Raw genomic sequence first — 13,073 nt, 5'->3', positions numbered from 1 at the left:
GGGGCGACAGGTATGAGCGATTTTTCCCATTCCCTTACTGCGTCAGCCAGTGCTTTGCGCGCGCAATCCGCGCGGTTGCGGCATGTGTCCGAAAACATCTCGAACGCGGACACGCCCGGCTATCGACGCAAAACCGTACCGTTTGAAACCGTGCAGAAAACCGGTGGGGACATGGTGCAGGCTGGCCGTGTGACGCTTGACCAGCGTTCGCTGAGCCGCATCTACGACCCCGGTCATCCGTTGGCAGATGAAAGTGGTCACTACCAAGGCTCAAACGTCGATTTGATGATTGAAATCGCGGACGCCCGGGAAGCCCAGCGCAGTTATGAGGCCAACCTAAAGATGTTTGATCAGACGCGGCAGATGTCGTCGTCGCTGATGGAATTGCTCAGAAAATAAGGACTGCCAGAATGGATATCCGATCACTCAACGCCGCGCAGAATTATGCCGGCGCACGCTCTGCCACACAGGCCGATCCCGATCATGGCGGGGCGGCACAAGGATTGAGGGCGACCTTTCAGGACTTTGCAGCCACGCTCAGACACAGCGAACAGATGTCTCAGTCTGCGATGGTCGGTCAGGCTGATCCCCATGCACTGGTTCAGGCGCTGGCCCAGACCGAACTGGCGGTAGAAACCGCAGTGATCGTCCGCAACAAAGTGGTCGAAGCCTATCAGGAAATCCTAAGAATGCCGGTCTGACCCGATGCTCAGCGAAGGGCTTTTTTATGACATCGTTCGTCAGGCGTTGTGGGTTGCGGTCATTACATCCGTCCCGATCCTTGCCGTTGCTCTGGTTTCTGGCCTGATTGTCGGTCTGTTCCAGGCGCTGACCTCGATACAAGAGATGACCCTGACCTTCGTTCCCAAATTGATCGCCATTGTCGTCGTGTTCTGGATTTCGATGGGGTTCATGACTCAGAACCTTGTTACGTTTTTTACCGGAACGCTTGTTCCCTTGATTGCAGGAGGCCGCTGATGGACACGGCTTACGTCACCCTGTCCCGCCAGTCCGGGCTGATGAACGAAATGCGGCTGGTGGCGAATAACATCGCAAACGCAAACACGACCGGATATCGCCAGCAGGGGCTGGTGTTTTCGGAGTACATTCGGGACATGCCGAACAATCCGTCCCTCTCCATGAGCCGGGCCGAGGCGCGCAACACATCGTTGCAACAAGGCGTGCTTACGAAAACCGGAGGGCAGTTTGATTTCGCCATCGAAGGGGACGGGTTTTTCATGGTTGAAACCCCGGATGGCAACCGGCTGACGCGTGCGGGCAGCTTCTCGCCAAATGCCGAAGGCGATCTGGTTGCGATGGATGGTGCACGCGTTCTGGATGCCAACGGTGCCCCGGTCTTTATCCCACCCGATGCAGCAACGATTGATGTCGGCAGTGATGGAACGTTGAGTGTCAACGGCCAGTTTCTGGGCCAGTTGGGCGTTTTCAATGTCGCTGATCCGCAGGAGCTGGCCCGCGAAGGAAATACGCGGTTTCGTGCCAATGGTGCGATAAACCCGGTTGATGAACCCGTTGTTTTGCATCGCTTTCTCGAAGGTTCAAACGTCAACGCCATGCAGCAGGTGACCCGCTTGGTGGAAATCCAGCGCGCCTATGAGCTGGGACAAAGCTTTCTTGACAGCGAAGACGAACGCGTGCGCGGGGCGCTCAAGGCGCTGATGCGCTGAACGGTAAAAGGAGAGTTTGACATGCGAGCCCTGAAAATTGCCGCCACCGGAATGACCGCGCAACAGATGCGGGTCGAAACGATTTCGAACAACCTGGCAAACATGAACACCACCGGCTACAACGCCCGCCGGGCCGAATTTGCCGATTTGCATTATCAACAGATGGCGCGCGCCGGAACCGTAAACGCCTCGGACGGAACAGTATTACCGACGGGTATTCAACTTGGTCTGGGCGTGCGGCCCGCAGCTGTTACTGTGCAACTGGAACAAGGTGCTTTGTCAGCCACCGGCAGTGATCTGGACGTGGCGATTGAGGGGCGCGGATATCTGGAAGTCACGCTGCCCAGCGGTCAGTCCGCGTATACGCGTGACGGCAGCCTCAAGCGGTCGGCAGAGGGTCTGATTGTCACCTCCGATGGTTATGCGGTTTCGCCGGAACTCACCGTCCCCGACGACGCACGGTCAATTTCGATCAATGCCGCGGGTGAGGTCTATGCTTATTTCGACGACTCTCCCGAGGGGCAGTTGCTGGGTGAGTTTGTCCTTGCCAGCTTTTCGAACGCCAAGGGGCTGGAAGCCATTGGCAGCAATCTGTTCAAGGAGACCGAAGCGTCGGGTGCCCCGGTGCTGGGAACTCCGGGAAGTGATGGGCTGGGCACATTGCGGCAGGGTTATCTGGAAGACAGTTCGGTCGATGCAGTGCGCGAGGTAACCGAACTTATCGAGGCGCAGCGCGGCTATGAGATGAATGCCAAAGTCATCTCGGCTGTGGATCAAATGATGAGCGCGACAACGCAGGTGCGATGATGCGAGGGATCGGCATATGTTTGGCACTACTGGCTCCAATCACAGCTCAGGCTGACATTGTGGTTCCAACCCGCACGATCCGGGCCAAGGAAATCATTTCTGCAACTGACTTGAAAACAAGCCCGACGGATGTCTTAGGCGCGGTGACTGACCCTGATTTTCTGATCGGGCAAGAGGCGCGGGTGGCACTGTATCCCGGCAGGCCGGTCCGAGAAGTTGATGTAGGCCCCCCCGCCATCATTGACCGCAACGATCTGGTCGTCCTGATATTCGACCGCCAAGCCTTGTCGATAACCGCGGAAGGCCGCGCCTTGGGGCGTGGCGCTGCAGGGGATCGCATCCGGGTCATGAACCTGTCGTCCAGAACAACTGTAACCGGCCAAATCCGCGCGGATGGCCAAGTCGAGGTTAAGTAATGACCGGACTGTCGAAAACTCTCCTTCTCATAGCTTTGTCTTTGGCCGCGTGTGGTCGTCTGGATCATCTTGGCAAGCCCCCGAGTTTTACACCAAACGAAGAATCTCCCGAGCAGGTTGCCATGCTGTGGCCGGGTCTGCCCTTGCACACGCAACCACAACGCACCGTTGACCGCTCATCTCTTTGGAGCGGAGGGCAGCAATCCTTGCTGGGCGATCAGCGAGCGATCAAGAAAGGTGACATCCTGACTGTAGTCATCGAGTTGGATGAAAAAGCTGAGATATCAAACAACACCAGACGGTCCAGATCAGGCTCGGAAAACCTTGAGGTTCCTGGCCTCTTTGGTTTGCCCCAGCGCGTGCAAAAACACTTACCTGACGGGGCATCGCTGGATGAAGCCGTGTCCATTGAAGCGGATTCCACAAGTTCCGGGCGGGGATCTGTGAGGCGAAACGAGAAACTAACCCTGCGTGTCGCCGCGACGGTTCTGGATGTTCTGCCGAACGGGGTTCTTTCGATTTCCGGCTCGCAGGAGTTGCGGGTCAATTTTGAGCTGCGCGAGCTTTTGGTGGCCGGGTATGTCCGCCCTCAGGATATCTCGCGACAAAACGAAGTCACCTACGACAAGATCGCCTCGGCGCGGGTGTCTTATGGTGGAAGAGGTCAGATTACGGATGTCCAGCAACCCCGATACGGCCAGCAAGTTCTTGATTCACTCTTGCCGTTCTGAGGTACGACCGTGATTGCAAAACTGGTTCCAGTCGTTTTCCTGATTGTCGGCCTGGGTGCGGGTGTCGGTGCCGGGCTGTTTCTGTCACCTTCGGGCAAGCCCGACAAAACAGCCGCCGAAAAAGAAGTGGCAAAAGAAGAGAAGGCCGGTCACGAGAAGTCTGAAAAGTCCAAGGAAAAAAAGCCAGCCTATGGGTATCTAAAGTTGACCAAACATTTTGTCGTTCCGGTGGTTGGGGATGACGAAATCGAAGCGATGGTCACTTTGTCTCTCAGTCTTGAGGCGAACACAGCAATTGAAGAAACTTTTTATTCTATTGAGCCCAAGTTGCGGGATGGCTTTCTTCAGGTTCTGTTTGATCACGCAAATACCGGGGGATTTGATGGGACTTTCACAGAATCCCGGAATCTGGATGTCTTGCGTAAGTCCTTGTTGGAAGTGGCGAAAAAAGAGCTGGGTGAAGATGTTTCAAAAGTGCTGATCATGAGCGTGAACCGTCAAGATACCTGACGAAGGTCGCTTCACGGCGCGGCTCCGGTCAGCATTAACGGGTTTGCTTTCGAGCAACGGCCTGCCGATGGCTTTTCAGCTGCTGATCCCGCAGGGTTGCGACGGCTTGTTTGCGGCCAGATGCAATTCTGAGCGCCTCCAGACCGGCCAGTTTCTGAGCGCGCGTTTGGGCAAGTCGCATGTTCAACGCGCGGCGCGTGGCAGATTCCCAGCCATTCCAAAGAATGTCGGCCCCGGATATCTGATATCCTTCTGTCCAACCGCTGGCTTTGCGCACCTGGTCAAGCTGATGATCCAGTTTCGCCAATTGGTTCTGAATTCTGGCCTCGGCCTCGAGGATTGGGCGGAGTGTCTGAAATTGCTTCTGGAAAGCGACGTCGGCTATTTTGTCCAGCCCGCTTAACTGAGTGTCCTTCATCGGATCTGCTCCTTTGCACGTTTCCGCATCGCTTCGGCGAACCTGATTGCAGCGGCAACGGGGCGAAAATGTTCTTCGGCGATCTCCTGCCCGATGTCGACAGTTGCGTGAAGCGCACGCGCCGTCGGAGGATCCGAGCGGATCGGAACGCCGGCCTGAGCCGCAGCAGAACGGATGGAAGCAGCTACTGCATCCACACCTTTGGCGACACAAACAGGTGCGCTGCCAGTAGCCCTGGACCACTTCAGTGCAACGGCAAAATGGGTGGGGTTTACGATAACAACATCCGCACCCGGAACATCTGCCATCATCTGGCTGGAGGCGATCTCTTGCGCACGTTGACGGCGGTGTTGCTTTACATACGGGTCGCCTTCGGCGTCCTTAGTTTCATCCTGGATCTCTTTGCGCGACATGCGGTTCTTGCGCATGTGCTCGGCGTATTGCCACAGAAAGTCGATAACGCCGATGCCGAGTGCGATGGCAACCACAATGAACAGGAAGCGAAACAACAGGTTCGTCATCAGCAGTATGGATGACTTTGCCGGGGCCGCGCTGGCAGACAGAATTTCGGCCAGATTCGACTTGATGAAAAGTGCGAGGCACAGGCTGTAAATCGCCAGTTTGGTTGCACTCTTGGCGAACTCGAACAAGCCACCGCGCCCGAACTTGTTTTTGGCATTCGAAACAATGGAAATCCGCGAAAGCTTTGGTTTCAGTTTGCTGGGGGCGAACACCAGCGTGCGTTGGGCAATCAGGTTTAGCAGAACGGCCACCGCAGGCAGGCAGAAAAGCACGGCAATGGGTGGCAACGCGCCACTCAGAATTCCGGCAACCGTCGCTGTCGCAGGTCCCATGTTCAGAAGGTTCGCGATCTGGTCGGATTGGTCGATCAGGACCATGAACAGAGTTCCCAATTGCGCGACGGCGTACTGACCTGCTGCCAACAATGCGATCAGCAGTCCGGTATATGCCGCGACTACCGACAAGTCGTTGGACTTGGGAACCTCACCCTTTTCACGGGCTTTCTGGAGCTTTTGCGGCGTCGGCTCGTATGACTTGTCGCTGTCGTCATCGGCACCGCTCATCGCGGGCCTCCGATCGGGTTCATGAAGAAGACAATCAGCGCGTCAGACCAAACAGAGAGGATCAATGGTGCGCCCGCAAACAGCAGAAACAGCCCGGCAAATGTTATTGCTGGCGCGCCCACGAAGGCGACCATCAATTGCGGCATGGCCCGGTTGATAACCCCAAGTGCAAGATTGTAGATCAACGAGGCGATGACGAATGGCGTTGCCAGCGAGAAGGCCAACCCAAAGCTGCGTGAGATTTGTCGCACACCCCAATGGGACAAATCTGCTGAGCTTGGCACCAACCCCATGGGGAATAGGGCATAACTCTGGATCAGGAATTGCGCGGCCCGTACGTGCAAGCCCATGATGACGGCAAGCGTTAGCCCCGCGATCGTTAGCAGGTATCCCATTGCCGGAACAGGATCAGTGGCCGCCGCACCCAGCAATTGCGACAATGACGTGGATTGCGCGGCAATGGATCCGGCGGTTTGCAGCGCCAAAACAAACAGCCGCAGCCCGGTTCCAAGCGCCAGCCCAATCGGGATTTCTGTCCCAACCAACCGCCCCAGCGTCCACAGGTTGAGAGACAGGTCCAGAGGTTTGGTTGCCGGAAAAATGATCAGGGTAAAGGCGACGGATATCCCCAGTTTCATCCGTGTTGGAATGCTGCGTTCGCCGAAAGCAGGCAGCAGTGAAACCAAGGCAGAGACGCGCAGAAAAACCGCAAAGGCCTGCCAGAGCGGTTCGGCCAGCTGCGTCAACAATTCTGGCGGCAGAGCGATCACGCGGGAACAGTTCCTACCAGCGCGGGTTTGGCTTCCAACCCGATTTCCTCAAAAGAAAGGACCGGGTTTGAAACGCCGCGTGCATGCATGATCGTACGCAACAACCGGCGTCGCCGGGACGAGGTCACGACAGCAGGAAACAGACCGTTATCAGCAGATCTGGCGATACTGCTGACCATGCCGTCGGCTAGCTTGTTAAACAGGTTCGGCGGTAGCGCGACATCCAGTCCGGCGCTGGGCGCGTCGACCTGATAGGTGGTGAACGTTTCCTCCCACTCGGGGGCCAGTTGGATCAGCGGGATTGAGCCATCCTCACGCTTCATATCGGCGATCAGTTGAAATCCGAGACGCTGGCGCACCAATTCGCAGATGCCTTCAGGCTGGGTGGTTGTCAGCCGTGCTTCGGCAACGCTTTCAAGGATCAGGGCCATGTTCCGGATCGAAACCCGTTCCTCCAGAAGCAGTCGCAGAACGGCGTGCAATGTGTCCATTGGCACTTTGTCGGGGATCAATTCATCCAGCAACTTGCGGTTTGCCTCAGCCCGAACTGGGTCGCTCAGGCGGGTCATTTCGGTCAGCAGGCGGCGCAGGGATTTCAACGTCAGCAAGCGCGAGAAGTTCTGCTTGATAATCTCTAGCAGATGCGTGGCCAGGATCTCTGGCGGTGAGACGATAGTGGCCCCGTTCAGCGCTGCGTCCTCCTGATGTTTGGGCAGGATCCAGCGGGCAGGCGCGCCGTAAACCGGCTCGGACACGTCATTGCCTTCGGGCAACAGATCGAACCCGTCCTGAACCAGAGCCAGAACCAGATCGGGGTTCAGAACGCCGCGCGCCTGTTCGACCCCCTGAACCTTGATCACATAGGTTCCGGTTGGCAGGTCGGCTCGATCAGTCAGGCGAATTTCGGGCAGGATCAATCCGAAGGTAGACGCCACGTAGTTGCGCATATTGGCGATGCGGGCATCCAACCCGGTTGCGGGATTCAAAACCAAGCTTACCAGATCGGGTGCGAATTCAAGGTGCACGTCATCCAGATCCAGAATATCACCAATAGCCTGCGAGACCGACACCTCGGTTTCGGTCGCCTGCGAATGCAATGACGGGTCCGTTTCTTTCTGCTTTTTCCGAATTCTGTAGGCCGCATAACCAAGCACAGCTGCACCAAGGATGAACGGCAGGAAAGGCAGGCCGGGCACCAGCGCAAACAGAACCATAAGAACCGCCACAGTAGACAGCGCAGCCGGATGCCGCCCGAGTTGGGAGAAAATGGCATTGTCGGTGGCACCCTGTGTTCCGCCGCGCGCCAGCAGCAATGCAGAGGCAATCGAGATGATAACCGCAGGGATTTGCGAGACCAGACCATCACCGACGGTCAGGATTGCATAAGTCTCGAACGCCGAAGCCACCGGCATTCCGTGCACGATCACCCCCATGACCAAACCCATAACAAGGTTCAAAAGAGTGATCAGAAGGCCGGCAACGGCATCACCTTTGACAAATTTTGACGCACCGTCGAGCGAGCCGAAGAATGTCGTTTCCTGCTGTTCGCGTTCCCGCCGTTCCTTGGCTTGCTGATGGTCGATGGCCCCGGCTGACATGTCGCTGTCGATGGCAAGCTGCTTGCCCGGCATCCCGTCCAAGGCAAAGCGCGCGCCGACCTCGGCCATACGGGCGGCCCCTTTGGTGATGACCATGAAATTCACGATCAGCAGCACGCCGAAAACCACAAGACCCAGAAAGATGCTGCCGCCCATGACGAAATTGGCGAACCCTTCAATCACGTCACCAGCTGCGTTGGGTCCAGTATGCCCCTGACCGATGATTAGTTTGGTCGACGAGACGTTCAGCGACAGGCGCAGCATCAGCGATGCCAGCAGGATCGTTGGGAAGGACGAGAAATCCAGCGGACGTTCGATGAAAAGCGTCAGAGTGAAAATCAGGATGGCCAGCGCGAAAGAGGCGGCTAGCCCCACATCCAGCACCCAGGCAGGCATGGGCAGGATCATCATGACGATGACGGTCATCAGCGCCAGTGCCAACAGGACAGTGGGCGAAAACAGGGACCGGATGTCAATCTGGGGCACGCAGGTTTCCTAATTGAAAGGGATGAAAGCAGTTGCTGTGCTATTGGTCGGGACCAGAGAGCCCAGGGCAGTGGTGGCGGGTGCGGCCACTAGCATCGGAATCAAGGGCGCTCCGGCCCTTGTGAACGGATCGCGTGACATACCAGAAAACCCCTGTGAGGACGGGTTATCCAACTGGGCCATAACTGTCTGGAACCGGCCACGATAAGCCTCGGCCAGAGCATTCGTACGGGAATGATAAGCCCCGGCCGCAGCCGGCCACGAACCAAGCTCGAAATAAAGGTCTTTCAGGAAGCGGGCGGCGTAGGTTGCGTTCGCATCCGGATCGAACATCGCATCGATCGAGCGGAAGGCCTTGCCATGCCAGCGATAATTGACCTGGAAACACCCGACGTCAAAGCTGCGAGAGCCTGCTTTGAAAATTTTGAAAACATAGGCCTTGGCCTCGGCCTCGGACTTGAACCAATACCCCTGACCTTCGGCATTTATTGTCCAGGGCCAGGGCTGCAACAGCCCGTCAACTATTCGCCCGGTTTCAACGCGGGTTATGGCACGCAGCACGTCCAGTGGAACATCTTCGGACAGTGCCGCGCGGCGCGCGGCCTGATCACAAAGCCCGCCTGTCGGTGCTGCGTGCATGGCAGAACCCACCTGCGCCAACAGCACATGCAGTATCATGAAAGCAATCGGTATTCTGCGAATTGGCATTCTGCCGGTCCGGGATTCTGGTGTTCCCGGCCAAGCTAGACACCGATCGGTTTACAGAGGGTTATCGCAGCCTCAGTTTCGGTCGATCCTGCGCCCGAAAACAACGCTTGTATTGGTGCGCAGGACGCCGGGGATCTTCGCCAGATCGTCCACCAGAATGTCCAGATCCTCCAGCCTCGGGGCATCTGCGGTCAGCATCAGATCGAATTCGCCGTTGATCGATAGGCACAGTTTGACCTCGGGATAAGCCTCGAGCCGTTTAAGGATCCGGTTGGTTTCCTTCTGCTGCACTTCCAGCATGACGATGACCTGCACTTTGGGCGTGTCTTCTGTGGACCCAAGGCGCACGGTGTATCCCGTGATTACGCCGCGATGTTCCAGACGACTGATCCGTTCATGCACGGTCGTGCGGGCCACACCCAGCGAGGCCGCGATCTGCGTGGTCGAGGCACGTGCATTGGCTTGCAGGGCGGCGATGATACGGCGGTCTAGCTGGTCCATTGGGGCTCCGGTTTGCGCAAGTCCGGGTTTAGATCAGATGGACATCCTTTCTCAAGGCTCACGCGGCATGCGCGGGTGCAGGTCGTCGATAATGATCGGGTGCGCGTGCGGGCCCGCCCCGGCCAGATGCGGATGATCTGCTGGTAGATCGGGGTGATTGTGAACAACCGGTTCCTGATCGTCACGCGGCCAAAGGCTGACTGCCACAATTACGCCTGCCATGGACAGAATAGACATACTGCCGAGCGCGACAGTCGGCCCATAAACGGTCATTATCCACCCAGCCAGCGGATACAGCACCAACCAGCAACCGTGTGACAGAGTAAACTGTGCGGCAAAGACAGCTGGGCGGTCTTCGGGATGGGCCGAACGGGTCAACAAACGACCCGAAGGCGTAAGGGTTGTAGAATACCCAAAGCCGGTAAAGGCCCAAAAAACGGCAAGGACACTCAGCGTAAGTGGGATCGTCGCGGTCAGAACCGAGGCGACGGCCATAGCGCCCGACGCAAGAATAGCTCCGAACAGCATAACCTTGCGATCCTCGATCCGATCCAGCACGCGGGGCAGAGTGAACGCCGCCAGCATCGACCCACCCCCAAATCCGGCCAGTGCAATGGCCACGGCGCTTTCTGACAGGCCAAGGGTGGCCCGCACGATGACCACTGTGTTGACGATCACCATCGAACTCAGCGCCGCGGCGCTCCAGTTAAGCGCAAGCAGCCCGCGCAGCCGGGGGGTTTTCAGATAGATGCGAATTCCGCGTGTCGTGCGGTCATAAATCCCGCGTGGTTTGCTGGGCTTGGGCGAAGGCAGGGCGACCGAGACCACCAGCAATGCCGAAGCAACAAACCCCAGCGCTGTGCCCCAGAACAGGCTGTTGAAGCTGACCAGCAACAGAAGTGCCGCGGCAAACATCGGGCTCAGCAGGCTTTCCATGTCGTAGGCAAGACGTGACAGTGACAAAGCGCGGGTATACTCGTTTTCGTTCGGCAAGACGTCCGGGATCGTTGCCTGAAAGGCAGGCGTAAAGCCTGCCGAAGCGGATTGTAGCACGAAGATCAGCACATAGATTTGCCAGACCTCGGTCACGAAAGGCAGGCATACGGCGACTGCGGCGCGGATCAGGTCCAGAAAAACCAGCATCTTCCGACGGTCCAGCCGTTCGGCAAAAGCAGCCGCCAGTGGGGCCACGGTGACATAGGCCACCATCTTGATCGTCAGCGCGGTGCCCAGCACAAGGCCAGCAGCGTCTCCGGCCAGATCAAAGGCCAGCAACCCCAGCGCGACTGTAGCCAGCCCGGTTCCGGTCAGGGCGACGATCTGGGCGGCAAACAGGTGGCGGTAGGTCCGGTTTTTTAGAATGCTCAGCATGGTTCAGAGGTATTTCGTGATGGCTTTGAAATCCTCGATCCCGCCGCTATCGCCATCAGAAGACAGGCAATGGTCGATGTGATCATGGATCAAGGCGCGCTTGGCATTGGTAACCGCTTTTTCAACGGCAAACAGCTGTTGGGCAATGTCTGAACAGGGTGCTTGACCTTCAAGCATGGCAATGACCTTTGCCAGATGCCCGTGGGCCCGTTTCAGCCTTGCCGTGATATGCGGATGCGACTCGCGGGGTGCAATTGTCATGGTTTATCCCTATCCCCCCCATGGGGATATTGTCAATCCGGGTGCGGGGATTTGCCCGCGACTTTTGGACGGCGTTGAGTTTATGGACCAAACCGCCTATCTCGGAGGCGATACCGCACAAAGGAATAGTCGGGTGGCGAACCATTTGTACAAAAACGACCTGCCGGACGGGTTAGATCTGGGCCCTGTTGTGGCCATTGACTGTGAAACCATGGGTCTGAACCCGCATCGTGACCGCTTGTGCGTGATTCAGATGTCGGGTGGTGACGGCAACAGCCATATTGTGCAGGTGGAAAAAGGCCAGGCTGAGGCGCCGAACCTGTGCGCCATGCTGGAAAACCCTGACGTACTGAAGTTGTTTCATTTCGGGCGCTTCGACATCGCCGCCATGTACCATACATTTGGCGTTCTGGCCGCGCCGGTCTATTGCACCAAGATCGCCAGTCGGCTAGTGCGGACCTATACCGACCGGCACGGGCTCAAGAACCTGTGTCAGGAACTCATCGGTGTCGATATTTCCAAACAGCAACAGATGAGCGACTGGGGCGCAGTCTCACTTACGGACGCTCAATTGGATTATGCTGCGTCAGACGTTCTCTATCTGCATCAGCTGCGCGATGCGCTAAACATCCGGCTGGCTCGCGAGGACCGGGCTGAAATGGCGCAGGCCTGTTTTGACTTCCTGCCGATGCGTGCGAAACTGGACCTCGCCGGTTGGCCCGAAACGGATATCTTTGCGCACTCATGACCGATACCGAAGCATTCCTGAAAACCGCCCGTCAGGTGGTGACTGACGAAGCCCGCGCGCTGGACGTACTTGCCGACAGTCTGGACGCGCATTTTGCCGAAGCCGTGCAGCTGATCCTTCAGGCCACCGGGCGCATCATCATCAGCGGTATCGGCAAGTCAGGCCACATAGGTCACAAGATTGCGGCCACGCTGGCCAGCACCGGAACGCCTGCCTATTTCGTGCATCCGGCAGAGGCCAGCCATGGCGATTTGGGCATGGTCTCCAAGGGTGATGTGGTTCTGGCGATTTCGAATTCGGGCGAGGCACCGGAACTTGCCAATCTGCTGGCCTTTACGCGCCGCTTTGGCATTCCGCTGATTGGATTGTCCAGCAAACCTGACAGCACATTGATGAAACAGGCCGACGTACATCTTCTGATCCCGTCGATGGGCGAGGCCTGCGGTTTTGGTATGGTGCCGTCGATCTCGACAACGCTGACCCTTGCCATGGGGGATGCACTGGCGATTGCCCTCATGAAATACCGCGATTTCCGGCCCGAGGATTTCCGTGCCTTCCATCCCGGTGGCAAACTGGGTGCTCGGCTGAGCACAGTACAGGATCTGATGCATGTCGGAGAGGCCCTGCCTCTGATTGCGGCAAATACTCCGATGAGCGATGCGCTGATCGAAATCAGCCAGAAGGGGTTTGGTGTTGCTGGCGTAACGGACCCGCAGGGTCAATTGGCAGGGATCATTACAGACGGTGACTTGCGGCGCCACATGGATGGGCTGCTGAACAAAACGACCGAGCAGGTCATGACCCCCAACCCCACAACCATATCCCCGGATGCGTTGGCAGAAGAAGCGGTTGCAATCATGAATGACCGTAAGATCACCTCGCTCTTCGTGGTTGACGAGGCGACATCAGGTCAGGCTTTGGGGCTGCTTCACATCCACGATTGCCTGCGTGTCGGTCTGGGCTGAGGGAGGCTGA

The 13,073-nt window shown here is 57.4% G+C and carries 18 protein-coding genes; 10 read left to right on the top strand and 8 right to left on the bottom strand.

Annotation, left to right across the window (positions count from 1 at the left end; all coding sequences use genetic code 11):
- Positions 1-12 precede the first annotated feature (12 nt).
- The 8 genes from flgC to ACR0LL_RS12750 are packed head-to-tail and all read left to right on the top strand — an operon-like array spanning position 13 to position 4,152.
- Positions 13-399, top strand: coding sequence for a flagellar basal body rod protein FlgC (gene flgC, locus ACR0LL_RS12785; protein ID WP_480587260.1), 387 nt, complete (start codon positions 13-15; stop codon positions 397-399).
- 11 nt (positions 400-410) lie between these two features.
- Entirely contained in the window at positions 411-701 is a 291-nt protein-coding gene (gene fliE / locus ACR0LL_RS12780; protein ID WP_480483912.1) for a flagellar hook-basal body complex protein FliE, read from the top strand.
- A 4-nt stretch (positions 702-705) separates the two neighbouring features.
- Positions 706-978, top strand: coding sequence for a flagellar biosynthetic protein FliQ (locus ACR0LL_RS12775; protein WP_480587257.1), 273 nt, complete (start codon positions 706-708; stop codon positions 976-978).
- Positions 978-1,688 carry a flagellar hook-basal body complex protein gene (locus tag ACR0LL_RS12770; protein WP_480587254.1) on the top strand — a complete coding sequence of 237 codons (711 nt, stop codon included), beginning with the start codon at positions 978-980 and terminating at the stop codon, positions 1,686-1,688. The genes ACR0LL_RS12775 and ACR0LL_RS12770 overlap by 1 nt, the downstream gene beginning before the upstream one ends.
- Positions 1,689-1,709: 21 nt before the next feature.
- Positions 1,710-2,495, top strand: coding sequence for a flagellar basal-body rod protein FlgG (gene flgG, locus ACR0LL_RS12765; RefSeq protein WP_480483915.1), 786 nt, complete (start codon positions 1,710-1,712; stop codon positions 2,493-2,495).
- A complete protein-coding gene (gene flgA, locus ACR0LL_RS12760; protein WP_480587252.1) occupies positions 2,495-2,911 on the top strand; it encodes a flagellar basal body P-ring formation chaperone FlgA in 417 nt (138 codons plus the stop codon). Before flgG ends, flgA begins: the two co-directional genes overlap by 1 nt.
- Positions 2,911-3,642 carry a flagellar basal body L-ring protein FlgH gene (gene flgH / locus ACR0LL_RS12755; RefSeq protein WP_480483916.1) on the top strand — a complete coding sequence of 244 codons (732 nt, stop codon included), beginning with the start codon at positions 2,911-2,913 and terminating at the stop codon, positions 3,640-3,642. The genes flgA and flgH overlap by 1 nt, the downstream gene beginning before the upstream one ends.
- A gap of 9 nt (positions 3,643-3,651) precedes the next feature.
- Positions 3,652-4,152 carry a flagellar basal body-associated protein FliL gene (locus ACR0LL_RS12750; RefSeq protein WP_480474759.1) on the top strand — a complete coding sequence of 167 codons (501 nt, stop codon included), beginning with the start codon at positions 3,652-3,654 and terminating at the stop codon, positions 4,150-4,152.
- A 34-nt stretch (positions 4,153-4,186) separates the two neighbouring features.
- On the opposite strand, the gene ACR0LL_RS12745 is transcribed toward ACR0LL_RS12750, so the two are convergent.
- The 8 genes from ACR0LL_RS12745 to ACR0LL_RS12710 all read right to left on the bottom strand — a co-directional run bounded on the left by ACR0LL_RS12745 (position 4,187) and on the right by ACR0LL_RS12710 (position 11,350).
- A complete protein-coding gene (locus tag ACR0LL_RS12745) occupies positions 4,187-4,570 on the bottom strand; it encodes a hypothetical protein (protein ID WP_480587249.1) in 384 nt (127 codons plus the stop codon).
- The gene (locus ACR0LL_RS12740; protein ID WP_480587246.1) at positions 4,567-5,655 is read right to left on the bottom strand and encodes an EscU/YscU/HrcU family type III secretion system export apparatus switch protein; all 1,089 of its coding nucleotides are present in this window, start codon (positions 5,653-5,655) and stop codon (positions 4,567-4,569) included. The genes ACR0LL_RS12745 and ACR0LL_RS12740 overlap by 4 nt, the downstream gene beginning before the upstream one ends.
- The gene (locus ACR0LL_RS12735) at positions 5,652-6,425 is read right to left on the bottom strand and encodes a flagellar biosynthetic protein FliR (RefSeq protein ID WP_480587243.1); all 774 of its coding nucleotides are present in this window, start codon (positions 6,423-6,425) and stop codon (positions 5,652-5,654) included. The genes ACR0LL_RS12740 and ACR0LL_RS12735 overlap by 4 nt, the downstream gene beginning before the upstream one ends.
- Positions 6,422-8,509, bottom strand: a complete 2,088-nt coding sequence (gene flhA, locus ACR0LL_RS12730; RefSeq protein ID WP_480587239.1) for a flagellar biosynthesis protein FlhA — start codon at positions 8,507-8,509, stop codon at positions 6,422-6,424. The genes ACR0LL_RS12735 and flhA overlap by 4 nt, the downstream gene beginning before the upstream one ends.
- A gap of 9 nt (positions 8,510-8,518) precedes the next feature.
- Positions 8,519-9,217 carry a transglycosylase SLT domain-containing protein gene (locus ACR0LL_RS12725; RefSeq protein WP_480587236.1) on the bottom strand — a complete coding sequence of 233 codons (699 nt, stop codon included), beginning with the start codon at positions 9,215-9,217 and terminating at the stop codon, positions 8,519-8,521.
- A gap of 72 nt (positions 9,218-9,289) precedes the next feature.
- Positions 9,290-9,718: an Lrp/AsnC family transcriptional regulator gene (locus tag ACR0LL_RS12720; protein ID WP_480474766.1), complete on the bottom strand. Its 429-nt coding sequence runs from the start codon at positions 9,716-9,718 to the stop codon at positions 9,290-9,292.
- 51 nt (positions 9,719-9,769) lie between these two features.
- Positions 9,770-11,089 carry an MFS transporter gene (locus ACR0LL_RS12715; protein ID WP_480587233.1) on the bottom strand — a complete coding sequence of 440 codons (1,320 nt, stop codon included), beginning with the start codon at positions 11,087-11,089 and terminating at the stop codon, positions 9,770-9,772.
- 3 nt (positions 11,090-11,092) lie between these two features.
- A complete protein-coding gene (locus ACR0LL_RS12710; RefSeq protein ID WP_480587230.1) occupies positions 11,093-11,350 on the bottom strand; it encodes a metal-sensing transcriptional repressor in 258 nt (85 codons plus the stop codon).
- Between the two features lie 133 nt (positions 11,351-11,483).
- Here ACR0LL_RS12710 and ACR0LL_RS12705 point away from each other — a divergent pair, with 133 nt between their 5' ends.
- Both ACR0LL_RS12705 and ACR0LL_RS12700 read left to right on the top strand, forming a co-directional pair.
- Positions 11,484-12,098 carry a ribonuclease D gene (locus tag ACR0LL_RS12705; RefSeq protein WP_480587227.1) on the top strand — a complete coding sequence of 205 codons (615 nt, stop codon included), beginning with the start codon at positions 11,484-11,486 and terminating at the stop codon, positions 12,096-12,098.
- Complete coding sequence (locus ACR0LL_RS12700) at positions 12,095-13,063, top strand: KpsF/GutQ family sugar-phosphate isomerase (RefSeq protein ID WP_480587224.1); 969 nt, start codon at positions 12,095-12,097, stop codon at positions 13,061-13,063. The genes ACR0LL_RS12705 and ACR0LL_RS12700 overlap by 4 nt, the downstream gene beginning before the upstream one ends.
- The last annotated feature ends 10 nt before the right edge of the window (positions 13,064-13,073 follow it).

This window comes from Ruegeria sp. AI2 (assembly GCF_056541275.1).
Note: the sequence above shows the minus strand (reverse complement) of the source record. Positions and strands in the feature narration are given on the sequence as shown.

Bases quoted from the DNA above. Each gene is read 5' to 3' on its own strand.
- ACR0LL_RS12715 (WP_480587233.1), bottom strand. From the start codon at position 11,089: ATGCTGAGCATTCTAAAAAACCGGACCTACCGCCACCTGTTTGCCGCC.
- flgH (WP_480483916.1), top strand. From the start codon at position 2,911: ATGACCGGACTGTCGAAAACTCTCCTTCTCATAGCTTTGTCTTTGGCC.
- flgA (WP_480587252.1), top strand. From the start codon at position 2,495: ATGCGAGGGATCGGCATATGTTTGGCACTACTGGCTCCAATCACAGCT.
- flgC (WP_480587260.1), top strand. From the start codon at position 13: ATGAGCGATTTTTCCCATTCCCTTACTGCGTCAGCCAGTGCTTTGCGC.
- flgG (WP_480483915.1), top strand. From the start codon at position 1,710: ATGCGAGCCCTGAAAATTGCCGCCACCGGAATGACCGCGCAACAGATG.
- ACR0LL_RS12745 (WP_480587249.1), bottom strand. From the start codon at position 4,570: ATGAAGGACACTCAGTTAAGCGGGCTGGACAAAATAGCCGACGTCGCT.
- ACR0LL_RS12725 (WP_480587236.1), bottom strand. From the start codon at position 9,217: ATGCCAATTCGCAGAATACCGATTGCTTTCATGATACTGCATGTGCTG.
- ACR0LL_RS12710 (WP_480587230.1), bottom strand. From the start codon at position 11,350: ATGACAATTGCACCCCGCGAGTCGCATCCGCATATCACGGCAAGGCTG.
- ACR0LL_RS12700 (WP_480587224.1), top strand. From the start codon at position 12,095: ATGACCGATACCGAAGCATTCCTGAAAACCGCCCGTCAGGTGGTGACT.
- fliE (WP_480483912.1), top strand. From the start codon at position 411: ATGGATATCCGATCACTCAACGCCGCGCAGAATTATGCCGGCGCACGC.
- ACR0LL_RS12770 (WP_480587254.1), top strand. From the start codon at position 978: ATGGACACGGCTTACGTCACCCTGTCCCGCCAGTCCGGGCTGATGAAC.
- ACR0LL_RS12740 (WP_480587246.1), bottom strand. From the start codon at position 5,655: ATGAGCGGTGCCGATGACGACAGCGACAAGTCATACGAGCCGACGCCG.
- ACR0LL_RS12775 (WP_480587257.1), top strand. From the start codon at position 706: ATGCTCAGCGAAGGGCTTTTTTATGACATCGTTCGTCAGGCGTTGTGG.
- ACR0LL_RS12720 (WP_480474766.1), bottom strand. From the start codon at position 9,718: ATGGACCAGCTAGACCGCCGTATCATCGCCGCCCTGCAAGCCAATGCA.